We start from the raw sequence: 24,363 nt of genomic DNA, 5'->3' as shown, positions 1-24,363 counted from the left end.
AAAAATGCTAGGTAAGTTTTTGCAGGTCAGCAACTGTGTCGACGTCGCGCAGGCGATCAGTCAAAGCAATTCGATATCCTGGCAGAGTGGCCAGAGTGTCCTCCAGAGCATGTTCGCTAGACCATCGGACCCTTGAGAACAAACCCGGGGGCTGCCGACGCGGATGTTTCAAACCTATTAGCCAATATCCGCCATCCAATGCTGGTCCAAAAACCGCATCATGATCACCCAAACCGTTAAACGCGCGCGCAATATGGTCCCGCGTGATGCCGGGGATATCGGCGCCAATCAAACAAGTGGGGCCACCGAGCAAGCCCGCATTTGCACTCCGTAACATCCGCGCCATGCGCTGCCCAAGATCGCCACGGCCTTGGGCCAGTCGGGGAAGGTCTGTTGGCCAGACCGGTGAGAGCACAGCACAGTCTGGAGCTACTGCAAGAACAATGCGCCAGCGTGGGTCGCGCAGGCGCCGAAGCAGACGCGCAGATTGATGGCGAAACCACCAGGCAGCGTCCACCATGCCTAAGTCCCGTCCCAGTCGGGTTTTCACCCGACCAGCTTGTGGAAGTTTAAGCATGATCACCAAAGTACGAGGCAACCAAATTGTCTCTATGAGAAAAAGTTTGTCAAAATTCGACTGTATACCGCTTTTAGCTGGTGTATTTGGGCGACCTCAACGCGTTCATCCACTTGGTGCATGGTGCGCCCAACCAGTCCAAATTCCACAACTGGACAGTGGTTTTTTACAAACCGTGCATCCGAGGTGCCGCCGGTGGTTGATAGGGTTGGTTTTACTCCACATTCGGCTTCAACGGCTGCGGCCACAAGGTCCGACAAAGGTCCGGGAGGCGTAATAAAGCTTTCGCCAGAAACTTTGACATCTACATTGATCTGCAAGTCAAATTCAGTGGCAATTTTGGCAGTTTCTTCCTGAAGCCATCGAGTCAAACTCGCACCGGAATGTGCGTCATTGAAACGGATATTCACGGCAGAGGTCACCTGCGCCGGAATCACGTTGGTCGCTGTATTGCCGGTATCGATGGTGACAACTGCTAATGTTGATGCATCAAAGTGATCAGTGCCCTGGTCCAACTCGTGGCTGGCCAACTGGTCCATAAGCCTTACCATGGCGTTTAGCGGGTTATTAGCGCGATGCGGATATGCCGAATGCCCCTGTATACCAACAACTGTAAACCGGGCAGTGAGCGAGCCGCGGCGGCCGATCTTGATCATTTCCCCCATTTGGTCAGGACATGTGGGCTCTCCGACCAGACAAGCGGTCATCGCTTCGCCCTCGGTGGCCATATAGTCTAGCAATGCGGTAGTGCCGTCTACGGACTCGCCTTCTTCGTCACCTGTAATGGTCAGGATCACGGCGCCTTCAGGTGGCGTGGACTGTACAAAATCAATTGCTGCAGCAGCAAATGCAGCGACCCCCGATTTCATGTCAGTGGCCCCGCGGCCATACATGAACCCGTCTTTTTCCTCTGCGCCAAATGGTGGCATGGTCCAGGCCGCCTCATCACCCAAGGGCACCACATCGGTGTGGCCGTTAAAACCAAAAGTGCGAGGGTGCCCTTTATCGCCCCAGCGCGCAAACAGGTTGCTGACTTCACCCCGGTCGGCGCGGGTGCAGACGAATCCAGCCTTGCCTAAAAGCTCTTCCAGCAGCACCAATGCACCGCCTTCAATTGGGGTGACCGACGGGCAGCGAATGAGTTTAGCGGTCAGGTGGGCGGGGTCGGTCAGGGACATCTGTAGGCTCCGGTAAATCTGTAATGCCTTGGCGTAGCGTGAAATCAGACACGGTGCAATTCACCAACTCGGAAGCGATCACCGTAGATCTTCCGCATAAATGACTTTTAGGAGCGATCCGCACCGCAGGCCCAGCAACACATTGACACACCAAGTACTGTGCAGCGGGCTTTTGGTGTCACAGTCAAGGTTGGACTGTAAGTTGGACAAGTTCGAGACGCTTGCTTGATGAAGGTGTTCAGCCTAAGAAAAATGGTAACCACGTAGTCCCATGATCTGAATGGCCCCTTGCTCCGATCCATTGTTTATTTCTGTATTCTGCTACTGACTTGGGGCCAGCCCCTGACAGCGCAGAACTTGACGGTTGCTACCGTCACCCGACCACCGTTTTCCATGGTTGAAAGTGGCGGTGATACTGGTTTTTCAATGGAGCTGCTCGAAGCACTTTCCAAACGTCTGAACTGGAACTACAGCGTCAGTCGGCAGGAGGGGTTTTCCGATATGCTCAGTCTGGTGCGTAGCGGGCAGGCTGATTTGGCAATCGCGAATATCTCTATCACCGCAGCCCGCGAAACTGAGATGGATTTTAGCCATCCCATTTTTGAAAGTGGTCTACAGATGATGGTGCAGGCGGAGGATGTGCGTGAGCCGTCGCTTCTTAAGGCGCTGTTGTCCTGGGACTTAGCAGCAGCCATTGGAATCGCATTTGTGCTGCTTCTCGGTGGTGGCATGCTGATGTGGGGATTTGAGCGAAGGGCTCAACCCTACTTTGATAGACCATTGAAAGAGGCTTGGTTCCCATCGTTTTGGTGGGCGTTGAACCTAGTGGTCAATGGTGGTTTTGAGGAACGGGTTCCACGTACTCCAATTGGCCGTATGTTTGGTGTGATGCTCGTAGTTTCGTCGCTGTTTGTGGTGTCTGTTTTTGTAGCCAAAATCACAGCAGTGATGACCGTTGATGCCATCAATGGCAGCGTCAATTCTGTGAATGACCTGTACGGAAAACGAGTGGGCACAATCCACGGCTCAACAGCCGCTGGGTTTCTGGATAGACGGGAAATTGACTATAACAGCTTCGATGGGCTGACCGAGCTGTTGGATGCCTTTGAGGCAGGTAACATTCGAGTGGTGGTCTTTGATGCACCAATTCTCAGCCATTACAGCTCTCACCAGGGCAGTCAGTTTGGTCGTACAGTTGGTGCGGTGTTCCTCAAAGAAAATTATGGCATTGTTTTCCCGGAAGGTTCGCCCTTAGTCGAAGATGTTAACCGCGCCCTTTTGGCGTTGCGCGAAGATGGGACGTATGATGCCATCTATCGCCATTGGTTTGGGTCTCGCAACTAAACCAGTACCAAGCATTCAGTGGACAGTGTTGTCTTCGTCGCCAAAGAACGGGGTCATCTGCGCAACAATCACTGAGTTCTCTTCCAGAGCCCGCTGCATCAGTTCGCGTTCTTCATCTTCGATTTCATGACCCTCGGCTTCACGTTCGGCCAGGGTGCCATATCCGGTGACATCCAGCGGTGAGGTGTCAGCTTGCTTTAGAATAGCAACTGTTTCACGCACGGCTTCGGCTTCGTCGATGCCCGAGGCATAGATCATTAGAGCCGCACCAGTGGCGTCTTTGGGCAGCCCGTCGCCCTCTTTGCGTCCGATTTGAACGACAAGCGTGTAGACCTGCTGGCGGGATATTTTCTTCTTTTCCATGCCGCTGCCATACCCTTGTACTGGGGCTGCGGTCAACTAGGGTCCCAAAAAGGTCTGCGACGGACAGTCCAATGTGCAGACCTGGTCGTGCAGTTTTCTAATATGAAACTTTTGTAGTCTAGGAATTGGGTCAAAGCATTAAATCAGGAATTTGTTATGGCCATCGCTTCAGAGCTCCCAATTGATACCACTGCTACTGCAATGGATATGGCTAATTCCATGTTCGGCAATGGCGTTTCTATCGTCGACGCTAGCTATTCAGGCGCGCAGTCTGCCTCGGGAATTTATAGCAATGGCGATACAGTGGCGTCAGGTATCACGCCATCTGACACGGGTGTCATTCTGTCGACCGGCAATGCTGCTGATATTACCAATAGTTCCGGAGATGCGAATTTACGCGCTGATACATCAACCAACAACCATTTGGATGGAACCAGTGAGCTGGACGCGTTAGCGGGCATGGAAACGTTCGATGCTGCAGTGTTTGATGCCACTTTTGTACCTGAAGGCTCGGTCCTGACGATGCAGATTACCTTCTCGTCGGAGGAGTATCTGGAATATGTGAACGCTGGATATAATGATGTTGTTGGTATCTGGGTCAATGGCGTGCAGGCGGAGTTGACCATTGGTGACGGTGATATTTCCATCGACAATATTAACAATAGTTCGAACCAAAACCTCTATGTCGACAATGCTGCTTCTGACGATACTTATAATACCGAAATGGACGGGTTCACTATTACAATGACCCTTAAGGCACCTGTGATTGCGGGTGAGGAAAACACTATTCGTATCGGCATCGCAGACGCCGGTGATGGTGTGTATGATTCTAACCTGTTGATCGCAGGGGATTCCGTTCAGGTCGAACTTATTGCATTAGATGACGACCTAACCATTTCCGGAGACGGATCAGAAACTTTGGACATTCTGGGCAATGATATCAGCGAAGAAGGTACGTCATTAACCATCACCCATATCAACGGCCATCCTGTATCTTCTGGTGATACTTTGGTCCTGCCAACGGGCGAAGAGATCACCTTGAATGCTGATGGTACGTTGGCAATTTCCAACGACACAGATGTCGATGAAGCTAACACCTTCACCTATACGGTCGCAGATGACTTGGGAAATACAGATGTTGGTATTGTTGAAGTTACAACCGACACAAGCCTGCCCGGGGCTGCATGTTTTGTCGCGGGAACTTTGATTGATACGGTGGAAGGGCCAATAGCAGTTGAAGAGCTGGAACCCGGATGCTTGGTTGAGACACGTGATCATGGGCCACAACCGCTACGTTGGATTGGTCGCAGCCCCCGCCGCGCCGAGGGGGCAGACGCGCCGGTCGTTTTTGCTGCAGGTGCGCTGGGCAATCACCGTTGTATCGCCTTGTCTCCTAACCACCGGGTGATGATTGCGTCAGAACGTGCGGAGCTTTTGTTTGGTCAGTCCGAAGTCCTGATCAAAGCCAAGCACCTGGTCAATGACTGTTCGATTCGCGTGCAGGCCGATGGCAGACCTGTGGTTTATGTGCATTTGCTTTTTGATCAACATGAGATCATCTGCGGTAACGGGTTAGAGAGTGAAAGCTACCATCCTGGTGCTGAAACGCTGGGTGCTTTTGATCCTGAAACACAGGCTGAAGTCATAGATCTAATTGAAAAATGGCAGGGGTACGGCCCTTCTGCGCGTCCAGCATTGAAATCACATGAAAGTCTGCTGTTGTTACACTAGGCGATCAGTATTGTGTGCTCATCCTATAACCGGGATGAAAAGTCATTCTTACAAAAGTCACCGGTTGTTGCTGAAACCACGTGGTGCGTTCCATTTGGAATAGTGGTGCGCCCGGGGGGCAGGTCAAAAATTCCGACATTTGATCATTTGCAGCAATGGCCAGAAAGGTAATTTCAGCGTTTGAAAACGGCACTTCTGAAAGTAACCATTCATTTGGACCAATTGCCTTGAAATCGGCTTCGGCCACCTCAGGAACGGCAGCGATGTTGATCCAGCGTTCTTCGAATTGGAACGGTCTGTTGTCAGCATAGTGCATGCAATGCAAATGTAGAACCTGTGCACCAGCCTGCAAGCCGACCTGCGAGGCTAGCCAAGCTGGCGCGGTAATTTGCTGTCGCATCACCAATGCGTAACGGTAGGTCGCATTGATCTCTTCGATCTGCTGCCGGACCACTGCGATATCCAGTTTGGCTTGCTTAACAGGCGTCATAGCCACCCGTGTACCGCTTTTACGTTTGCGATCAATTATGCCGCGATCAGCCAACTCACGCAGCGCCCTGTTTACGGTGGCGCGGGCGCAGCCAAACTCCGCTGCCAGTTCCAGTTCGGTTGGCAACAACGCACCCTGCGGCCAGTGCCGGTCTTCAATGCGCCGCAAAACTTCGTTGCGGACATCCTGAAATCCGGTTTTCTTTCGTTGTGTCACTGGTTGCCCTACCACTGGAGTTAGCTCTGGCTTAATGGCATTATGTCTGCATTAAAGTGGGAATGTAAAGGAACCCAAATGCGCCTATCTATCAACCAATCTGCAGCGGTACAGTGGAAAAACGGTGGTGGAACTACTCATGAGTTGGGTCAGCGTGTCGAGGCGGCGGAACTAATATGGCGGCTAAGCTTGGCGAATATCGAAAAAGACGGCCCATTTTCGATCTTTCCAGGTCTGTGCCGAATCCACACGATAGTAGCGGGACAGGGGCTTTGTCTTTCAGGTGATGGCAATACCCTTTTGGCTAAGCCATTTCAGCCTGTGTCGTTTGATGGGGGCCTTAAGCTTGATGCGCAGCTGGCAGATGGTCCATGTCGGGCCTTTAACGTAATTTTCGACCCCAGACGGGTTCAGGCAACAGCTCATCTACACACCACAGGCACCATGATTGCGGATGTCGGAGAGCACGCCCTATTCGTCTTGGCAGGAGAGATGGACCTTGGTGCAGCTGGATGTTTTTCCAAGTACGAAGGATTGGTATTGAACGGTCCCGCCACCGGTGAAGTATCCGATGGCGGGGTGGTGCTGCATATCTGTTTCGTGCAGACCTAAATTGCCGACAGCAAGCTGTGGATAGCCTGACGATATTTGGTGACAATGGCCTCGCGCGACACATGACGTCCGCTCTGCACTTGGTGGCGCCCCGCAGACCATAGATCGGTGACAAGGTTATCTCCGGAGGCAAAGCATAGACCATCGAGAATCTGATCGTCGCGCAGCGCGCATAGTGCAGGAGTGGTGCTATCAATTGCTACCAGATCTGCCAATGCGCCCACCTCGATCTGCCCAGCCTTGCGGCCGAGTGCCTGGGCGCCTCCGGCAGCCGCGCCCAGATAAAGGGTTTCGCCCACCGAGCCCTCGCCGGGGATGATTACGTTACGACTGAGATCACGTAACCGCTGTGAATACTCCAGCATTCGCAGCTCTTCAGGCAGCGAAATCCGTACATTTGAATCTGAACCAATGCCAAAAGAACCGCCGTGAGCCAGATATTCAACGCCGTTGAATGGGCCGTCACCCAGGTTGGCTTCGGTGATTGGACACAAGCCAGCCACAGCGCCAGACTGTGCCATACCTTGAGTTTCTGCTTTGGTCATATGGGTGGCGTGGATCAGGCACCATGTGTCGTCAATCGGTGCATTCTGTAACAGCCACTCTACTGGTCTTGCACCCAGCCAAGCCTCAACATCAGCAACTTCTTTGGGCTGCTCTGCGATGTGGATGTGTGCAGGGTTACCAAGTTGAAGTGCCAAAACCTCTTTTAGATCATTGGGGCAGGTGGCCCGAAGGGAATGTGGTGCGATACCCACTCGGGCATCGCCGGGTAAAAGGGACGTTGCAAGCTGTCGGGTCTCAGTTACCAGATTGCTATATTGGTCGACGGTGTTTCCAAATCTCTTTTGACCGCCACCCAATTCGGCCTCACCCGCACCGCCATAGCTATAAAGAACTGGCAGATGAGTTAGACCAATTCCTGTTTCGTTGGCAGCGGCAAAGACCCTCTGGCTCAGTTCACTTACCGAACCATACCGTGTCCCACCGGGTTGGTGATGCACATAGTGAAACTCACCGACTGAAGCATAACCAGCTTCCTGCATCTCCATAAACACTAAGGCCGCTATAGCTTGGTATTGTTCCGGAGTTACATGCTCCACAAATTGGTACATCAGCTTCCGCCAGGTCCAGAAGCTATCCTTTCCAGCGGCTCGAACTTCGGTCATCCCTGCCATTGCCCGCTGAAAGCTATGTGAATGCAGGTTTCCCAGCGAGGGGAGTAGGGTGTCGACAAGCATATCGCCAGGTTGCGCAGCTGTGTCGATCTGCAGTGCAGTGATCTGCCCCATATCGTGGGTCAGCCGCAAGTCGTGAACCCAGCCGTCAGGAGTACAGGCGCGTTTGGCGAATATAGTCTGCATGTGACCCTCTTATGTATAGACATAATGATGTTAATCTCATACCTTCCCCTCATCAAGAGATTTGCGAGGGCGGAATGAAAGAAACATCCCAGTATGTTCTGGCCAATGTAAACGTGGCCACGATGACACCAGAAGTCGAGCCGTACGGAATGATACTTGCGGGAGCGGTGGTTGTTGCCGATGGAAAGATCCGGTGGGTTGGTGCGGCGGCTGATTTGCCCGAAATCTATGCCGACTGGACGGTGAGGGATATGGGCGGTCGACTGGTCACGCCCGGTCTAATTGATTGCCATACCCATGTGGTGTTTGGGGGCGATCGGGCGCAAGAGTTCGAAATGCGCCTGAACGGAGCCAGCTACGAAGAAGTGGCGCGGGCAGGCGGTGGTATTGTTTCAACCGTTTCGGCCACCCGTGCGGCGACATTAGATGACTTGGTGGCCTCAGCATTGCCGCGTCTCGATGCTTTGATCGCTGAAGGGGTCACTGTGGTAGAAGTGAAATCCGGATATGGTCTGGACCACGATACCGAACTGACAATGCTGCGAGCAGCGCGGCAATTGGCCAAGCTGCGCCCCGTGACCATCAAAACCACGTTTCTTGGGGCCCACGCGGCTCCTGCCGAATACAAAGGTCGCGATGATGACTATATCAGCGAGGTCTGCATTCCAGCACTACGCGCTGCACATGCAGAGGGGCTGGTAGATGCTGTTGACGGATTCTGCGAAGGTATCGCCTTTGGCCCGGAACAGATCGAGCGGGTATTCAAGGTAGCGCAGGAATTAGACCTGCCAGTCAAGTTGCACGCAGAACAGCTAAGCCATCAGGGTGGCACCTTACTGGCTGCCCGATATGGCGCGCTGTCTGTTGACCATGTAGAATACGCCAATGAACAAGATGCAGAGGCAATGGCGGCCTCTGGCTCTGTTGCAGTGATACTGCCCGGCGCCTTTTACACCCTGCGCGAAACGCAGGCCCCACCAATTGAACACTTTCGCAGCCACGGTGTGCCAATGGCATTGGCAACCGATTGCAACCCCGGCTCTTCGCCGATGACCTCTCTGCTATTGGCAATGAATATGGGGTGCACCTTGTTCCGCATGACCCCGGCAGAGGCATTGGCTGGTGTAACCTGCAATGCAGCTCGTGCTCTGGGTATGGCTAACCGGGGCCAAGTTGCGCCGGGATTGCAGGCTGATTTGGCGGTCTGGGATGTCAAAACCCCGGCAGAGCTCGCTTATCGGATTGGCTTTAATCCGCTCTACGCACGTATCCATAAAGGTGAACTATGATCTCGTTAATGCCCGGCGCGGTAACCCTTGCCACGCTAAAAGACATCTACCGTAATCAAACCTCGGCACAGCTGCATGACAGCGCACGCCCGGCTGTTGAAGCCGCTGCACAAATGGTGGCAAACGCTGCGGCTGGGGAAGAGGCTGTTTATGGCATCAACACCGGTTTTGGGAAACTCGCCAGCAAAAAAATTGCGCCCGAAGATACGACCACACTGCAGCGGAATTTGATCCTGTCGCATTGCTGTGGCGTTGGCGACTCACTGCCCGAAGACAAGGTGCGGTTGATGATGACGCTCAAGCTGCTGTCGATGGGGCGCGGCGCTTCCGGCGTACGGTGGCTGGTAATAGAACAGATTGAACAGATGCTGGCGCATGGGGTCATTCCCGTTGTCCCCTCACAGGGGTCGGTCGGGGCTTCAGGCGACTTGGCGCCACTGGCACATATGGCGGCGGCAATGATTGGCGCGGGCGAAGCCACCTATGAAGGCATCCGCATGACCAGCCAAGAGGCTCTGGAAAAAGCCGGTTTAGAGCCAATAGTTCTGGGTCCAAAAGAAGGTCTGGGCCTGATTAACGGAACCCAATTTTCGACTGCATGCGCCCTTGCTGGGCTGTTCGATGGCTGGCGTATGGCCGAGGCCTCAATGGTTATTGCTGCGCTTAGTACTGACGCGATAATGGGTTCAACTGCGCCGCTGTTGGCTGACATTCATTCATTGCGTGGACATGCTGGACAGATCGATGTTGCTCGCGAAATGCGAACAGTTATGGAAGGATCTGAGATCCGCGAAAGTCACCGCGAAGATGACACTCGGGTACAGGACCCATATTGCATTCGTTGTCAGCCACAGGTTTTAGGCGCTGCATTAGATGTGTTGCGAATGGCCGCCAATACACTCGAAATCGAAGCTAACGCAGTGACCGATAACCCGCTCGTTTTGGTAAATGAAGGCCGTATTGTCTCGGGCGGAAACTTCCATGCGGAATATGTAGGTTTTGCAGCTGACCAGATTGCGCTGGCTCTGGCAGAGATTGGCGCTATCGCCCAACGCCGGGTGGCTCTCATGGTTGACCCAACTCTCAGCTACGACCTACCGCCATTTCTGACACCGAATCCAGGTCTCAATTCTGGGTTTATGATTGCTGAAGTCACCACCGCTGCATTGATGAGTGAGAACAAGCATCTCGCCAACCCGTGTGTTACCGACAGCACGCCCACCTCGGCCAACCAAGAGGATCATGTTTCGATGGCCGCCCATGGTGCGCTGCGGCTAGGACGCATGAATGACAATCTATCGGTGATATTGGGCGTTGAATTCCTCTGCGCTGCACAAGGGGTCGAAGCCCGTGCACCTCTGGCTACATCAACCAAACTGAACGATGTGATTGCCATGTTGCGGACCCAAGTTCCGACACTGGGGGAAGATCGGTATTTGGCTCCGGACATCGAAACCGCCAGCACAATGGTGCGCGATGGAAAGGTGGCGACAGCTGCCGGGTTGGAGGTCGCCGCATGATCGAAACGATCCAAGGCAGCAGCCCAGTGGTGTTGGGGTTGCCTCACACAGGAACCGAGGTGCCACCTGAAATCTGGGGTGGGTTGAACGAGACCGGACAGGCGCTTGCGGACACTGACTGGCATATTCATGAACTTTATGCAGGGCTGGTTGCCGATATCACCAGCGTACGTACGCCCATCCACCGCTACGTGATCGATGTAAACCGTGACCCGGCAGGAGAGTCCCTGTACCCCGGACAGAATACGACTACGTTGTGCCCGCTCACTGACTTTGATGGCCAGTCAATTTATCAATCTGGTGCTGAACCAACTGCAACAGAAATTTCGCGGCGCCGTGATCTTTATCATACGCCGTATCACGCGGCTTTGCAGGGTGAGCTGGAACGGGTCAAGGCGATCCATGGATTTGTCATTCTGTATGACTGTCACTCGATCCGCGGTGACATCCCGTTTCTGTTTCAGGGGCGGTTGCCAGATTTCAATATAGGAACAAATTTGGGCACGACATGTGATGGTGCAATCGAAACACTGGTGGCAAACAGATGTACCGCAGCATCGGGCTATTCCAGTGTTCAAAATGGCCGCTTTAAGGGCGGCTGGACCACACGTCACTACGGCCATCCAGCCAAGGGGCAACATGCTATCCAGATGGAACTGGCGCAGGCAACATACTGCGCCGAAATACCACCCTGGGCTATGATTCCTGACAGGGCTGACACTCTGCGCACCCATCTCACCGACATTCTCACTGACCTGAAAAACTGGAGACCGACATGAGCGATCCCCGCAAAAACACTCGCGACATCTATCCACCAACCGGCACTGAAATCACGGCCAAGTCCTGGATGACTGAGGCACCAATGCGGATGCTGATGAACAATCTACATCCAGATGTTGCAGAAAACCCGCATGAGCTGGTCGTCTATGGCGGTATTGGCCGCGCGGCGCGCACCTGGAAAGATTTCGACATGATTGTCGACAGCTTGAAATCACTGGAGGAGGATCAAACCCTTCTAGTCCAATCCGGTAAGCCGGTTGGGGTTTTTCAAACCCACAAAGACGCGCCACGGGTGCTCATCGCGAATTCAAATCTGGTGCCACACTGGGCCAATTGGGATCACTTCAATGAGCTCGATAAAAAGGGCCTGATGATGTACGGCCAAATGACCGCAGGGTCATGGATCTACATCGGCACCCAAGGCATCGTGCAGGGTACCTATGAAACTTTTGCAGAAGCGGGTCGTCAGCACTACAACGGTGACCTGACCGGCAAGTGGGTTCTTACCGGCGGTCTAGGTGGTATGGGTGGCGCACAGCCTTTGGCAGCTGTGATGGCAGGGGCAAGTTGTCTCGCGGTGGAGTGTAATCCCGACAGCATCGACTTCCGTCTGCGTACCAAATATTTGGACGAAAAGGCAGAAACGCTCGACGAAGCTCTAGAAATGATCGACCGCTGGACCGCAGCAGGTGAAGCTAAGTCGGTCGGCCTTTTGGGCAATGCTGCCGAGATTTTCCCTGAACTGGTCAAACGCGGTGTGCGCCCAGATATCGTGACAGATCAAACTTCGGCACATGACCCGGTAAATGGCTATTTGCCGATGGGCTGGACCATGGGAGAATGGAAAACCCGTCGCGAAAGTGATCCTAAAGGAGTGGATAAAGCTGCTCGTGCCAGCATGAAGGTACAGGTTGAGGCGATGTGCGAGTTTCATGCTCGCGGCATTCCAACCGTCGACTATGGCAATAATATCAGGCAGATGGCGTTAGAGGAAGGTTTGGAAAACGCTTTTGATTTCCCTGGCTTTGTCCCTGCATACATCCGACCACTGTTTTGCCGTGGAATTGGCCCGTTTCGTTGGGTAGCTCTGTCAGGGGATCCAGAAGATATCCGCAAGACTGACGCCAAAATGAAAGAGCTGTTTCCGGATAACAAAGATCTGCACAACTGGCTCGACATGGCGCAGGATCGTATCGCGTTTCAAGGTCTGCCAGCACGGATCTGCTGGATTGGTCTTGGGGATCGGCATAAGGCGGGGCTGGCCTTCAATGAAATGGTGCGCACTGGTGAGTTGTCCGCGCCGGTAGTGATTGGTCGCGATCACCTAGATTCGGGGTCTGTAGCCTCACCCAACCGTGAAACCGAATCTATGATGGATGGGTCAGACGCCGTATCTGACTGGCCGTTGCTAAATGCGTTGCTGAACACCGCATCTGGTGCCACTTGGGTTTCACTTCACCATGGTGGTGGTGTTGGTATGGGCTTCTCGCAACACTCGGGTGTGGTCATATGTTGTGATGGGACAGAAGATGCCGACCGCCGCGTAGGCCGTGTGCTATGGAATGATCCTGCTACAGGTGTCATGCGCCATGCGGATGCAGGATACGACATAGCCAAAGATCACGCCCGTGAGCATGGGTTGAACCTACCAGGTATTCTCTAACCAATCGGGGCTCTGCCCCCGCTGCAAGCAGCTCCCCCGGGATATTTATAGCTAGATGAATGCAGGATCCTTGCTTCATCTAGCCGACAATATCCTGGGGTCTGGGGCAAAGCCCCAGCCGCCGCGGCCCAAAGAATTAGTCACGTAGCAATTCGTTGATGCCAGTCTTGGAACGTGTCTTTGCATCGACGGTTTTCACAATAACAGCGCAATATAGGTTGATACCATTTTTAGACGGCATCGAGCCGGATACCACAACCGAATAAGGTGGGACTTCGCCATACATGACTTCACCGGTTTCACGATCAACGATTTTGGTAGACTGACCAATGTAGACGCCCATGCCCAGTACGGCGCCTTCTCGTACAACGCAACCTTCGACGACTTCAGAACGCGCGCCGATAAAGCAATTGTCTTCGATGATGGTTGGGCCAGCCTGCATTGGCTCCAACACGCCGCCAATGCCAACACCTCCAGAGAGGTGCACATTTTTACCGATCTGAGCACAGGAACCAACGGTGGCCCAGGTGTCCACCATGGTGCCTTCATCGACATAGGCGCCGAGGTTTACAAACGAAGGCATCAGAACAACGCCAGGTGCAACAAAGGCAGATTTCCGAACAATGGCGTTGGGGACTGCGCGAAAGCCGGCGGCTTTCCATTGGTTTTCACCCCAACCCGCAAATTTGCTGTCCACCTTGTCCCACCAGCCGCCACCCTGTGGACCGCCGGACTGCATTTCCATGTCCTTGATGCGGAAGCCTAGCAGAACAGCCTTTTTGGCCCACTGATTTACATGCCATTCGCCGTTTTCCATTTTCTCAGCAACACGCAAGCTGCCGCTGTCGAGTGCATTCAGTGTATCCTCGATGGCCTCCCGGGTTTCTCCGGTTGTTGCAGGAGAAATGCTATCGCGTGCCTCCCAAGCGGCTTCGATTGCGGTTTCCAGCTGGGTGTTGGACATGTGATTAGCTCCGAAAACAGAATGGTTTCGGCTTTCATAGCTGCAATTGTGGGGGAGGTCATTGCCGGATTGCGCCGAAAGAGGTGTTGATGGGCGACAAATAGCGCCTTCCTTCAGTTTTAGGAGTGGATCTACTTGCGGCGTTGGCATTGCTGCGACTGCTTGCGCCGGTAAAGCTGAGCCAGCGTAGACATGGCAATCACAGATCTGAACTGTTGATGTAGGAGTGAACAGCTTAGTTAGACGTGTCGCCTATCGCGGCTAGCGAACACGACGTAGATGTCGGCGAAGTATTTCACAGGCAGCAGTCGTGTCCCGGCGGCCCATCGCCTGAACAATGGCTGCATGATCCTTGTCAACGCGGCGAGTCCAGCGATGTTTCCAGTTGGCAAAAAGATGGCGTGCGGAGGCGATATGCAGGTCGTCAATGGCTGCCAGCAACCTTGGCATGGCGCAGGGGGTTAGGATGACTCGGTGGAAGTTTCGATTGAGAACCTCCCAGGACTGCATATCCTCGGCTTCATCACAAGCGAGACGGGCAGCTTCGGCTGCATCCACATCATCCTGCGTCTGTTTGGCGATGGCATGTGTCAGAGCCAATATCTCCAATGAAACCCGCATTTCGATGACTTCGAGAATTTCCCCTGGATCCAGCGCTGTCACCCGTGTGCCGCGTCTGGGAATGGACTGCGCTAACCCATGGGCCTCCAACCGCAACAATGCCTCGCGCACCGGCACATGGCTGGTGTCGAATTCGCGGGCGATATGGTCTTGGCGTAATTTCTCACCTGCAGGTAAGTCACCCGCAACAATACGTTCGCTCAGACTGTGGTAGATTGTGTCGGCAATTGTCGCTGTCATAGATAATAGATAAAATCGACGCCGCCGACCTGCAAGCGCTATCCTAGCGGATCAGGTGCGATATTTCCGCCGCAAATCAACACAGCTACACGTTCGTCTTCTGCCGGACTGTACGCTCCTGACATTAGGGCTGCCAAAGCGGTGGCACCTGCTGGTTCGACTAGGATACGGTGTTGGGACCACAAGGCTTGCTGAGCTTTGGTGATCGCTGCATCACTGACTGTAAGCGACTCGATGCCTTGGGAAAGTGCCAGATCAAAACAGATCCCGCCAATACGTTTGGCCCCTAGCGCATTTGCAGCTACGCCAGACACTTCAACATCGACGGGTGTTTTGGCCTGCAAAGCGGCATTTAGGGCCTTTGATGTTTCCGGTTCAACGGCCACCACCTTTTTCTCACCACCAAACCAAGCCATTGCCCCAGAGATTAGCCCGCCACCGCCCACAGCAATTAGCAAGGTGTCGGCTTGAAAGCCTTGGGCCTGCCATTCGGAAAAGCAGCTTCCTTGCCCGGCAACTGTGGCAGGGGCGTCATAAGCATGCACCTGCATCGCACCCGTTTCGGCTTCGTATTTCTGGGCCAGCTCCATGGCATCGGAATATGCCCCCGGCACCACTTGCAGATCAGCGCCTGTATTTTTGATCAGTGCGATTTTGGAAGGACCTGCCATTTCAGGAACGTAAATACGCACCTTGTGGCCCAGTTTATGCGCTGCATACCCTACTGCGGCGCCATGGTTGCCGCCTGATGCGGCCACTAGTCCAGCTGCTGGAACTGGTTCACTTAGTAGCGTATTAAATGCTCCACGCGCCTTAAAACTTCCGGTGTGTTGCATGTGCTCCAGCTTTAGTTCGACCGGAAAATTCAGCCCTAAGCCATTGACTTGCATTGTTGGTGTAGTTTGTGTGTGGCCTGCAATGCGGTCCGCCGCTGCCTCAATTTTACTTTTCCAACCCATCATTCACGCCTTTGCCTAGTGTTGCGGCAATGGACATTATAGGCTGAGGGAAAACAAGCAAGCAGGATCCAAAAAATGAATGATGACCGCCACAGCCGTTTCCGCGATGCCCATTCTGACAGGGATCAGGCTGGACACGTTCCGTCAACACCGCAGACTGATGCGCCAGCGTATCGTTTAGCCTTTGCAGATGAGGATTTTCTCTGTCGTGAAGAATTGCGTCCGGTGCGGCTACAGTTGGAGCTATTGAAGCCGCAGTTGTTGCTGGATGAGCGTGGTATCGAAAGCACCATTGTGTTGTTTGGCGGTGCCCGTATTCCCGATCCCGAACATAAGGATAAGGCCCGAACCCAGACATTGGCGGATTTATCTGATTTTTATGACGAAGCACGCGAATTTTCCCGCTTGATGACGCTGAAGTCAAAAGAGAGCGGTGGCCGTGAAAATGTGATCGTGACCGGGGGCGGACCTGGTGTGATGGAGGCTGGTAACCGTGGTGCTGTGGATGCGGGCGGGGCCTCTATTGGGTTGAGCATCGTATTACCGCACGAGCAGGCGCCGAATGAATATGTGACGCCTGATCTCAGCTTTAACTTTCACTATTTTGCCATTCGAAAAATGCATTTTTTGATGCGCGCTCGGGCGATCTGTGTGTTCCCCGGTGGCTTTGGCACGATGGACGAACTGTTTGAAAGCCTGACCTTGATCCAGACGGGCCGGATGGAACGTGTCCCGTTCCTGCTGTTTGGCAAAGAGTTCTGGCATAAAGTTATCAACTGGGATGCGCTGGCGGATGCAGGCACCATTTCAGATCAGGATCTTGACCTGTTCCGGTTTGTTGATTCGGCGCAAGAGGCGATGGAGCTCATTGAAAACTGGGAGCCCGCACCGCCGCGCGATAGTCTTCCTGGGCGGGAAAAATAGTCCGCCCCAAATCTATTTTGCAATCAAAGATCTGTGTCGCTATCAACCCATATCTGTTGGCAATACACCCAGTTCAATGCCTTGGGTCAAGCTAGTCAGCACCTGTTTGCCGCTCACATCTTTGATTGCATACCCATATCCTTTGAGCCGGAATTTCCACTCGCGCGCGCTCAGTGCTTTTGCTTTTTCGTCACGTACTAGGGCCAGTACGCCGTCTTCGATCATGCTGCCGCCAATATCTGCCTGTGCCATTGTTCAGTTCTCCTGACTTTGATTGTTCTCAGGAAGGAAACTGATTGTTCAGAATGGCGGAAGTTTACCGGATTTGAGGAAAGTTTGAGGCAAATAAGGCGGGTCGCCTTGGGTGTGAAAAAAGTGTTTAGATCTATCGACGGTGATAAATATCCCGACCGTTAGGCCGGGAGCACCTAGCCTCCCCGTCAAAATGGAGAAGGCGCCTTGCATCTCCCCAAGATCAGGCGCTCCCTAATCTGATTGTCGCTTCAGGAAGACAACCCAGCCTCGGCCTCAATCTGTTTACGGCTTTTGCGGGCGCGTTCTGTGGCTGATTTCAACTGACCACAGGCCGCCATGATGTCTTCGCCACGGGGGCGACGAATGGGTGAGGCATAGCCGGCATCGTGAATGATATCGGCAAAGGTGTGGATCCGGTTGTTCGAGCTGCGTTTATACGGAGCACCGGGCCATTCGTTGAACGGGATCAAGTTGATCTTGGCCGGGATGCCCTTGATCAGCTTGACCAGACGGTGTGCGTCTTCCTTGCTGTCGTTCACACGGTCCAGCATCACGTACTCGAAAGTAATGCGTTCCGAGTTCGACAGGCGCGGGTAGGCGCGCAACGCCTCGAGCAGGGCGTCGATGTTCCATTTCTTGTTGATCGGCACCAGCTTGTCGCGCACCTCGTCCGTGGTGGCGTGGAACGACACCGCCAACAGGCAACCGATCTCATCTGCGGTGCGAATGATTTCGGGAACGATACCAGAGGTGGACAGGGTGATGCGGCGACGGCTGAGCTGGATGCCTTCGGGATCCATAGCGATCTTCATCGCGTCACGGACGTTTTCAAAGTTGTACAGCGGCTCGCCCATGCCCATCAGTACAATGTTTGACAGCAGTCGGGTGCGATCATCCGACCGCGTGCCGGGCACAGGCCATTCATCAAGATCATCCCGCGCCATCATCACTTGGCCGATGATTTCAGCCGAAGTCAGGTTGCGTACTAGTTTCTGTGTGCCGGTATGACAGAACGAACACGTCAGGGTGCAGCCCACTTGAGACGAGATGCACAGGGTGCCGCGGTCTGTTTCGGGGATATAAACCACCTCGACCTCGTGGCCACCGGCGATACGCACCAGATATTTGCGGGTGCCATCCTCGGATACCTGCTTGGTGATCACTTCGGGGATTTCGATGACGCAGTGCTCGGCCAGGTCCGCTCGCAGAGCCTTGGACAGGTTTGTCATGTCGGCAAAGTCGCGTTTGCCCCACTGATAGATCCACTGCCAGATCTGCCCAACCCGCATCTTGGCCTGCTTTTCTTTGGTACCCAGTTTGATCAGAGTTTCGCGTAGTTGTTCACGAGTTTGGCCAACAAGATTGATCTTGCCACCCTCTGGCAGCTTGCGCGGCAGGGTCAGAACATCTTGGGTAATTGGTGCGTCAGCAGTCATGGCTCGGAACTCGGCAATAAGGGGCGGATGCGGCTCTATATAGGAGTTTGCACCAAGATCAAAAGAATTCGGTGCATATTGTGATCCAGAATAAGAAAACCCCGGTCACCTAGTGGTGCCGAGGCTGTTTCGAATTCACTGGCTTGCAACCTATTTGGAGCAGCGTTTGTCGGCGTCTTCAATTGCTGCGGTAAAGCCCAGCAACGAGAAACTGTCCTGGGTCTGGGTGCCGCGTGCGGAACGTGCAGTTAACACCGCCTGAGAACCGCGCTTCATTGCGGTAATGATCTTTGCATCATCCGCTGCAGTAGCAGGCCAGGCCCATTCACCATCTGTAAACAGCTCAAATTCTGTTTCGCCGACCGTCATATTCACGGTTGATCCCGGGGCAAATGGATAGCCGCCGGTAAAGGTCACCTGGCCATTGTCGCCACCGTCTGGGCGGTAGAACACAAAAAGCTGAATTTCGCTGCGCCGCACGGCTACAACGCGTCCATCGCGGGTGTTCACCGATTCCTTGGGGGCAGAGACGCCCCAACATTCAACCGGGTCATTCCCCTGAAAAACACTCCAGTCCACGTTGGCGGCAACGCGGTTGGTGCTTTGGGTTTGTTGTGCATATGCAGTAGTGGCGGCCATGCCTGCCAGGCACAGGCTCATAACTGCATGGGCAAATTTCGATGCCATTTGTCCCGACTCCAAGACTGTCATAACCTCAATAACGCCAGAGTGCCCGCAGTGTTACCCACTGTCTAGACTTGTATCCCTCGCATGTTGACACAAGCATACTAACGTCATTAGCACCACTGGTGAAAGTGCGATTGGCAGGAAATCGCCAAGAAAAAGGTCTAATATCATGACAAATCCGGTTCCGATGGCCGAAATCTGGCGTGGCCAGTTACTTGAGAGCCTTCACCAAGGGCATGCTGTTGTCTGTGATGACAGTGGTCAGGTGGTCCGTAGTTGGGGTGATCCCGATGCGGTGATCTATCCACGTTCCTCCGCCAAGATGATTCAGGCACTGCCATTGATCACCTCGGGGGCGGCTGAAAAATTTGGCCTGACCAGCGAGCAACTGGCCCTAGCCTGTGCTTCGCATAATGGGGCTGAGATTCATACGAGCCGAGTCAATTCCTGGCTGACGCAACTGGGCCTAACTGACAGTGACTTCCGCTGTGGGCCACAATTGCCCAATGATATTCCGGCTCGCAACGGATTGATCAAGACCGACACCAGTCCCTGTCAGGTGCATAATAACTGCTCAGGCAAACATGCCGGCTTCCTAACGCTAGCCCAGCATATGGGCGCAGGTCCTGAATATGTCGAGATGGACCATCCGGTGCAGCAAGCCTGCTTGACAGCGTTTGAGGAAACCACAGGGCAGGACAGTCCCTGCTTTGGAATTGATGGCTGCTCGGCGCCAAACTTTGCCACCACGGTTACAGGTCTGGCACGGTCAATGGCTTGGTTTGCTTCGGCTTCGGATCGGTCCGACCGTTCGTCCAGCGCAGCGCAGCAATTGGTTGCTGCTATGACTACGCACCCTGATCTGGTAGCCGGTGAAACCCGTGCGTGTACCAACCTGATGCGGGCCATGGACGGAAAGGTCGCGATTAAGACCGGGGCCGAAGCTGTATTCATTGCCATTATTCCAGAAAAGCGTCTGGGCGTTGCACTGAAGATTGTCGATGGTGCTACCCGTGCCAGTGAATGTGCAATTGCGGCAATATTGGTGTCACTGGGAGTATTGGATGCCAATCACCCAGAAACTCTGAAGTATATGAATACGCCAATTCGGAGTCGGCGTGGAATTGAGGCCGGCATTGTACGGCCTGCAACCGAACTGTTGTTCTGAATCAGAACGCCCGGCTGAAAAGCCGGGCGTTTACGTTACATTTCGAGAATTTCAGCCACTTCTACCGATCCGCTGGCCTCAGCCACCATTGGGCAACCTTTCGCCAGTTCGCTGGCGGCTGCTATGTCGGCGGCCTCGACGACGGTGTAGCCGGACAGTGGGTTGGAGCCGCCATCATCGGTGATACCATCCGCACTTACGGTCTTGGACATGCCAACAGGGGCGCCAGGCACGATCAGGGCATCACCCATTGAAGCCATCCAGCTTTTCCAGGCATCCATGACCTTGGCACCTTCTTCGGGTGTGTCGGGTTTCTTGCCGCCGTGGTAGGCGAAAATGAATTGAGCCATGTCGAAGTTCCTTTGCTGAATCGGGTTTAGAAAAAGTACTTTGTTGTTAGGTGATGTTTGCCGCCAACTTGCGCAACGACGAGGTCCAGCCTTGTTCATGGCGGGCGCTGATGTCGTCGTCACCCAGCTCGCGGTGATCAATGAGCAGTCGCGCGCCAGAGTCATTGGCAACCACGGTAAAAGTCACATGGCTTTCGGTGTCGCGCTGATCGTTTTCATCATGCCAACCCCATGTGAAACCAACGGATTTTGGCGCGTCCACGTGGGTCACATGACCTGAAACCTTGAACTGCTGGCCTTCGCCGTTTCGCATGATCGAAAACCATGGACCTGTGCGGCTGAAATCAAGTTCGTGCACAGGCACATCCATGCCTTCGGGCCCCCACCATTTTAGCAATTTTTCCGGTGTACTAATCCACTTAAACAATCGATCTGGGGTGACTGAAAAGTCTCGTTCCAACCTTAGGTCGGTCATGTATCGTCCTCCATCATCGCAGCTTCGAGCCGGTCCAGACTGCTTTCCCAGAACTCGCGCTTTGATTTTGTCCAAGTTGCAATTAGTTGCAGTCCCTCGGGGCGGGCGGAATACAGCCGCTTTGTACCCACGGCACGTTGCTGGATCAGGCCAGCCTCGCGCAGGACTTTTAAATGCCGTGAAATGGCTGGTGCTGTGATGCCAGAGCCACGTACCAGATCGCCTGCCGGCAATTCGCCGTGGTCCATCAGCTGTTCCACAATCGACATACGGGTTTCATCAGACAGTGCTGAAAATGATTTTAATAGCGGTGTCATAGAGGGTAATTAACCCAAATGTTAATTAATGTAAAGATTAAATTTGAGTTCAGCTGGGATGTTTCAAAGCATGTCCCAAAGCAACTTTACCGCTAGGGTAACCGAAGTGATCACTAGAAGTGGCTTAATCAACCGGGCCCCTTGTTTTTGGGCCATCTTGGCACCTGCAGCCGCCCCGGCAATCTGGGCCACACCCATAGCCAATCCGGTGATCCACCAGGGGGTCGCGACAAAGGCAAAGGCCAAGAGCGCTCCAGCGTTCGACGCCAAGTTCAGTAATTTGGTATGAGCCGTTGCCTTAAGGATGCCGTATCCGGCCATTGATACAAAGGCGAGCATGTAGAAACTGCCAGCACCAGGGCCAAGCAATCCGTCGTAGGCTCCGCATAGTGGCACCATCGTTGCTGCAAACATGATGGGTGAAAGGCGGCGTACGTGGTCGCCGTCATCCAACCCTTTTTTGGTGGCAAAAAACACTGCGATGCCAATTAGCAGCAATGGAAGTATCATTCTGATCCAGCCCGTTGGCAGCACGGAAATCAGTAGCGCCCCAGCAATTGAGGCACCAAAGGCAATCGCGGCAGCTCCGCCTTGCTCACGCAAATTTACATGCCCTCCACGGGCATAGCTTAACGCTGCGGTGCCTGCGCCAAACAAACCCTGAATTTTGTTGGTGGCCAGAGCGGTGATCGGATTGGCGCCAGCCAGCAGCAGAACCGGTACCGTAACCAACCCTCCACCACCGGCAACCGCATCCATGAACCCCGCAATAAAGCCTGCCGCCAACAATAGCAGCAGGGTCTCAAAACCCACTTCGAGCATAGTATTTAACCTTTGAATTCGTCGCGGCTGTAGCCCTGCACATACAGCAGGGCGGTCAGGTCGCCGTGGTTGATGCGGAGGTCGCATTGCGCAGCAACTGAAGGTTTAGCATGTAATGCCACCCCAGATCCGGCACGACCCAGCATACCCAGATCATTGGCACCATCGCCAACAGCCATCACCTCTGAATCACTGATGCCCAATCGTGTGGTGATTTGCTCTAGGGCTTCAACCTTGGCTTCGCGTCCCAATATCGGGCGGCCAACATCGCCAGTCAGCCTGCCTGCATCAATGATGAACGTGTTGGCGCGGTTTTCGTCAAAGCCCAATGTGGAAGCGACCTTGGCGGTGAAGGCGGTGAAGCCACCCGACACAAGTGCTGTGTAAGCGCCATCTGCTTTCATCGTGGCCAAAAGCGATTTGCCTCCGGGCATCAAGGTGATGCGCTCGGCCAAAACTTTGGCGATTATACTTTCGGGCTGGTCAGCCAGCAGGCCAACCCGGTCAATCAGCGCGGCCTCAAAATCGAGCTCACCATTCATCGCGCGGGCCGTAATTGTTTTGACGTGGTCACCGACTCCTGCCTCATCGGCCAATTCGTCAATGCATTCCTGCTGGATCATGGTGCTATCCATGTCGGCCAGCAGCATTGCCTTACGGCGACCTTCGGTTTGTTGGATCACCAGGTCGACACCCATACCCTGCAGGTCTTCCCAAACTTGCCACTGATTGTCAGGCGATGTTTCAATGGTGAATTCGGCAGCTTCATCTGGTGCCAACCAAAACGCGTCCCCACCTCCCCAGGCGTTTCGCAGTGATTCGACCAGTGCCGGATCCAACGATGGCTTCGCGGGATTGCAGAGCAGAGTGACTGTATACATGGGCGGTCTCCATCGGCGGAAGAGGGTAGGGCGCTGTTATGCCCCTAATAGCCACGGTTGCCTGTGGGAACCAGCCCCCCTGAATTAGCCGGCCTAAAGATCACCAGATTCGGACATCATCACTGCGATAAACCGGGCATTGGGAATTTCCGCCAGAATAATCATTACCATTGCAGTCAGAGGAACCGCTAAAATTGCGCCCATCATGCCCCAAAGCGCGGTCCAGATCGCCAGCGACAATAGTACTGTGAACGGGCTGAGGTTTACCGACCGGCCCAAGAATTTAGGCTCAATATAGTAGCCCACCGCAATCTGCGGCACCATCAGTGTGAACAAAGCCAGCGCTGTGTGACCAAACGAGGCAAACTGCACCAGACTCATGGTCACCGGAAAAACCACGGCGATGATTGAACCAATGTAGGGGATATAGTTTAGCAGCCCGATCAAGATCGCCCAGAACGCTGCCTGCTCAATGCCCAATAGCAGCAAGATACCATAGGAAACAAAGGCAAGGATCACATTCACCAGTGTTTTGGCGGCCAAATACCCACCGATCTTTTCGTTGATCTTACGGGCCATTTCCAAGGCGTGCTCAGCCCTTTCCGGATCACCCATCGCATGTCTGGTCTTGTTGGGAAGATTGTCCAGCTCGGCCAGTATGAACACCGCATAAAGCGCAGCTCCAACGATCACAGTGCCACCATTGCTGATGGTGGCAAGGGCGGCTGGCATCAATGTGGTGGCATCGACCAGATCCAACAACCGTTCACCCAAATTGGCCCAGCTTGGGAGTTCGTGCACGCCCAACATGTTGATTAGCTTGTCCTGCAATTTGTCAAAGTTCTCGGCATACCCCGGAATGGCGCCTGAAATCGCCGCTGCGTTGCTGGTGATAAATCCCGCCAGCACCAGCACTGCGAAGGTGAAGGCCAGCAAGACTAACACTCTTCGCCAGCGTCGCGGTAGCAAGCCCAGAACTGGTACTCGTACAAGTGCCTCGGCAGCTGTGGTCAAAATATAGACAGCGATGATGCCAACTAACACAGGTAGCACAATCGACTGCCCTGCCTGCAGTAACCAGCCCAGCATCAGCATCAGCGCAACCGAAAAGGTTACCATTGCCAGTCTGCTCATAAT

At 53.9% G+C, this 24,363-nt stretch carries 26 protein-coding genes; 9 read left to right on the top strand and 17 right to left on the bottom strand.

Going from position 1 to position 24,363, the window contains the following annotated elements; all coding sequences use genetic code 11:
* Positions 1 to 7: 7 nt before the first annotated feature.
* Both GO984_RS07040 and dapE read right to left on the bottom strand, forming a co-directional pair.
* Entirely contained in the window at positions 8 to 598 is a 591-nt protein-coding gene (locus GO984_RS07040; protein ID WP_157021806.1) for a TIGR04282 family arsenosugar biosynthesis glycosyltransferase, read from the bottom strand.
* An 11-nt stretch (positions 599 to 609) separates the two neighbouring features.
* Entirely contained in the window at positions 610 to 1,755 is a 1,146-nt protein-coding gene (gene dapE, locus GO984_RS07035) for a succinyl-diaminopimelate desuccinylase (protein ID WP_157021805.1), read from the bottom strand.
* 288 nt (positions 1,756 to 2,043) lie between these two features.
* Here dapE and GO984_RS07030 point away from each other — a divergent pair, with 288 nt between their 5' ends.
* On the top strand, positions 2,044 to 3,099 hold the full coding sequence (locus tag GO984_RS07030; protein ID WP_157021804.1) for a transporter substrate-binding domain-containing protein: 1,056 nt from the start codon (positions 2,044 to 2,046) through the stop codon (positions 3,097 to 3,099).
* Between the two features lie 15 nt (positions 3,100 to 3,114).
* Here the strand turns inward: GO984_RS07030 and GO984_RS07025 are convergent, their stop codons facing one another.
* Positions 3,115 to 3,462 carry a hypothetical protein gene (locus tag GO984_RS07025; RefSeq protein WP_157021880.1) on the bottom strand — a complete coding sequence of 116 codons (348 nt, stop codon included), beginning with the start codon at positions 3,460 to 3,462 and terminating at the stop codon, positions 3,115 to 3,117.
* A gap of 156 nt (positions 3,463 to 3,618) precedes the next feature.
* Here GO984_RS07025 and GO984_RS07020 point away from each other — a divergent pair, with 156 nt between their 5' ends.
* Positions 3,619 to 5,193 carry a choice-of-anchor L domain-containing protein gene (locus GO984_RS07020; RefSeq protein WP_157021803.1) on the top strand — a complete coding sequence of 525 codons (1,575 nt, stop codon included), beginning with the start codon at positions 3,619 to 3,621 and terminating at the stop codon, positions 5,191 to 5,193.
* Positions 5,194 to 5,197: 4 nt separating this feature from the next.
* Here the strand turns inward: GO984_RS07020 and GO984_RS07015 are convergent, their stop codons facing one another.
* Positions 5,198 to 5,899, bottom strand: coding sequence for a histidine utilization transcriptional repressor HutC (locus tag GO984_RS07015; RefSeq protein WP_167740249.1), 702 nt, complete (start codon positions 5,897 to 5,899; stop codon positions 5,198 to 5,200).
* Positions 5,900 to 5,977: 78 nt separating this feature from the next.
* Between GO984_RS07015 and GO984_RS07010 the strand changes: the two genes are divergently transcribed.
* Positions 5,978 to 6,511 carry a HutD/Ves family protein gene (locus tag GO984_RS07010; protein WP_157021802.1) on the top strand — a complete coding sequence of 178 codons (534 nt, stop codon included), beginning with the start codon at positions 5,978 to 5,980 and terminating at the stop codon, positions 6,509 to 6,511.
* On the opposite strand, the gene GO984_RS07005 is transcribed toward GO984_RS07010, so the two are convergent.
* The gene (locus GO984_RS07005) at positions 6,508 to 7,875 is read right to left on the bottom strand and encodes a formimidoylglutamate deiminase (RefSeq protein ID WP_157021801.1); all 1,368 of its coding nucleotides are present in this window, start codon (positions 7,873 to 7,875) and stop codon (positions 6,508 to 6,510) included. The genes GO984_RS07010 and GO984_RS07005 overlap by 4 nt on opposite strands.
* Positions 7,876 to 7,949: 74 nt before the next feature.
* Here GO984_RS07005 and hutI point away from each other — a divergent pair, with 74 nt between their 5' ends.
* The 4 genes from hutI to hutU are packed head-to-tail and all read left to right on the top strand — an operon-like array spanning position 7,950 to position 13,127.
* Positions 7,950 to 9,164 carry an imidazolonepropionase gene (gene hutI, locus GO984_RS07000; protein WP_157021800.1) on the top strand — a complete coding sequence of 405 codons (1,215 nt, stop codon included), beginning with the start codon at positions 7,950 to 7,952 and terminating at the stop codon, positions 9,162 to 9,164.
* Positions 9,161 to 10,684: a histidine ammonia-lyase gene (gene hutH / locus GO984_RS06995; protein ID WP_157021799.1), complete on the top strand. Its 1,524-nt coding sequence runs from the start codon at positions 9,161 to 9,163 to the stop codon at positions 10,682 to 10,684. The genes hutI and hutH overlap by 4 nt, the downstream gene beginning before the upstream one ends.
* The gene (gene hutG / locus GO984_RS06990; protein WP_157021798.1) at positions 10,681 to 11,463 is read left to right on the top strand and encodes an N-formylglutamate deformylase; all 783 of its coding nucleotides are present in this window, start codon (positions 10,681 to 10,683) and stop codon (positions 11,461 to 11,463) included. The genes hutH and hutG overlap by 4 nt, the downstream gene beginning before the upstream one ends.
* Positions 11,460 to 13,127: a urocanate hydratase gene (gene hutU / locus GO984_RS06985; RefSeq protein ID WP_157021797.1), complete on the top strand. Its 1,668-nt coding sequence runs from the start codon at positions 11,460 to 11,462 to the stop codon at positions 13,125 to 13,127. Before hutG ends, hutU begins: the two co-directional genes overlap by 4 nt.
* A gap of 136 nt (positions 13,128 to 13,263) precedes the next feature.
* Here the strand turns inward: hutU and dapD are convergent, their stop codons facing one another.
* The 3 genes from dapD to GO984_RS06970 form a co-directional block, all read right to left on the bottom strand.
* Complete coding sequence (gene dapD / locus GO984_RS06980; RefSeq protein WP_157021796.1) at positions 13,264 to 14,091, bottom strand: 2,3,4,5-tetrahydropyridine-2,6-dicarboxylate N-succinyltransferase; 828 nt, start codon at positions 14,089 to 14,091, stop codon at positions 13,264 to 13,266.
* A gap of 261 nt (positions 14,092 to 14,352) precedes the next feature.
* Positions 14,353 to 14,952 (bottom strand): GntR family transcriptional regulator, encoded by a 600-nt coding sequence (locus tag GO984_RS06975; RefSeq protein ID WP_157021795.1) that lies wholly within the window; start codon positions 14,950 to 14,952, stop codon positions 14,353 to 14,355.
* 38 nt (positions 14,953 to 14,990) lie between these two features.
* The gene (locus GO984_RS06970; RefSeq protein WP_157021878.1) at positions 14,991 to 15,911 is read right to left on the bottom strand and encodes a threonine/serine dehydratase; all 921 of its coding nucleotides are present in this window, start codon (positions 15,909 to 15,911) and stop codon (positions 14,991 to 14,993) included.
* 75 nt (positions 15,912 to 15,986) lie between these two features.
* Here GO984_RS06970 and GO984_RS06965 point away from each other — a divergent pair, with 75 nt between their 5' ends.
* A complete protein-coding gene (locus GO984_RS06965) occupies positions 15,987 to 16,835 on the top strand; it encodes an LOG family protein (protein WP_157021794.1) in 849 nt (282 codons plus the stop codon).
* A gap of 42 nt (positions 16,836 to 16,877) precedes the next feature.
* On the opposite strand, the gene GO984_RS06960 is transcribed toward GO984_RS06965, so the two are convergent.
* From GO984_RS06960 to GO984_RS06950, 3 genes are all read right to left on the bottom strand, one after another.
* Positions 16,878 to 17,087, bottom strand: coding sequence for a hypothetical protein (locus tag GO984_RS06960; RefSeq protein WP_138160931.1), 210 nt, complete (start codon positions 17,085 to 17,087; stop codon positions 16,878 to 16,880).
* A gap of 251 nt (positions 17,088 to 17,338) precedes the next feature.
* Positions 17,339 to 18,526, bottom strand: coding sequence for a dual-specificity RNA methyltransferase RlmN (rlmN, locus tag GO984_RS06955; RefSeq protein ID WP_157021793.1), 1,188 nt, complete (start codon positions 18,524 to 18,526; stop codon positions 17,339 to 17,341).
* Positions 18,527 to 18,676: 150 nt separating this feature from the next.
* On the bottom strand, positions 18,677 to 19,213 hold the full coding sequence (locus GO984_RS06950; protein ID WP_157021792.1) for an invasion associated locus B family protein: 537 nt from the start codon (positions 19,211 to 19,213) through the stop codon (positions 18,677 to 18,679).
* A 169-nt stretch (positions 19,214 to 19,382) separates the two neighbouring features.
* On the opposite strand from GO984_RS06950, the gene GO984_RS06945 reads away from it, so the two are divergent.
* Positions 19,383 to 20,381, top strand: coding sequence for an asparaginase (locus GO984_RS06945; RefSeq protein ID WP_157021791.1), 999 nt, complete (start codon positions 19,383 to 19,385; stop codon positions 20,379 to 20,381).
* A 35-nt stretch (positions 20,382 to 20,416) separates the two neighbouring features.
* On the opposite strand, the gene GO984_RS06940 is transcribed toward GO984_RS06945, so the two are convergent.
* The 6 genes from GO984_RS06940 to GO984_RS06915 all read right to left on the bottom strand — a co-directional run bounded on the left by GO984_RS06940 (position 20,417) and on the right by GO984_RS06915 (position 24,360).
* Complete coding sequence (locus GO984_RS06940; RefSeq protein WP_157021790.1) at positions 20,417 to 20,731, bottom strand: YciI family protein; 315 nt, start codon at positions 20,729 to 20,731, stop codon at positions 20,417 to 20,419.
* 46 nt (positions 20,732 to 20,777) lie between these two features.
* Positions 20,778 to 21,206: an SRPBCC family protein gene (locus GO984_RS06935; protein WP_157021789.1), complete on the bottom strand. Its 429-nt coding sequence runs from the start codon at positions 21,204 to 21,206 to the stop codon at positions 20,778 to 20,780.
* Positions 21,203 to 21,523: an ArsR/SmtB family transcription factor gene (locus GO984_RS06930; RefSeq protein ID WP_157021788.1), complete on the bottom strand. Its 321-nt coding sequence runs from the start codon at positions 21,521 to 21,523 to the stop codon at positions 21,203 to 21,205. Before GO984_RS06930 ends, GO984_RS06935 begins: the two co-directional genes overlap by 4 nt.
* A 63-nt stretch (positions 21,524 to 21,586) precedes the next feature.
* On the bottom strand, positions 21,587 to 22,345 hold the full coding sequence (locus GO984_RS06925; protein ID WP_157021787.1) for a TSUP family transporter: 759 nt from the start codon (positions 22,343 to 22,345) through the stop codon (positions 21,587 to 21,589).
* Positions 22,346 to 22,350: 5 nt separating this feature from the next.
* On the bottom strand, positions 22,351 to 23,226 hold the full coding sequence (gene serB, locus GO984_RS06920) for a phosphoserine phosphatase SerB (RefSeq protein WP_157021786.1): 876 nt from the start codon (positions 23,224 to 23,226) through the stop codon (positions 22,351 to 22,353).
* A gap of 93 nt (positions 23,227 to 23,319) precedes the next feature.
* A complete protein-coding gene (locus tag GO984_RS06915; RefSeq protein ID WP_167740248.1) occupies positions 23,320 to 24,360 on the bottom strand; it encodes an AI-2E family transporter in 1,041 nt (346 codons plus the stop codon).
* Positions 24,361 to 24,363 lie beyond the last annotated feature (3 nt).

Source organism: Parasedimentitalea huanghaiensis (assembly GCF_009753675.1).
Lineage (GTDB): Bacteria > Pseudomonadota > Alphaproteobacteria > Rhodobacterales > Rhodobacteraceae > Parasedimentitalea > Parasedimentitalea huanghaiensis.
This window is presented reverse-complemented; position numbering and strand designations above follow the sequence as displayed.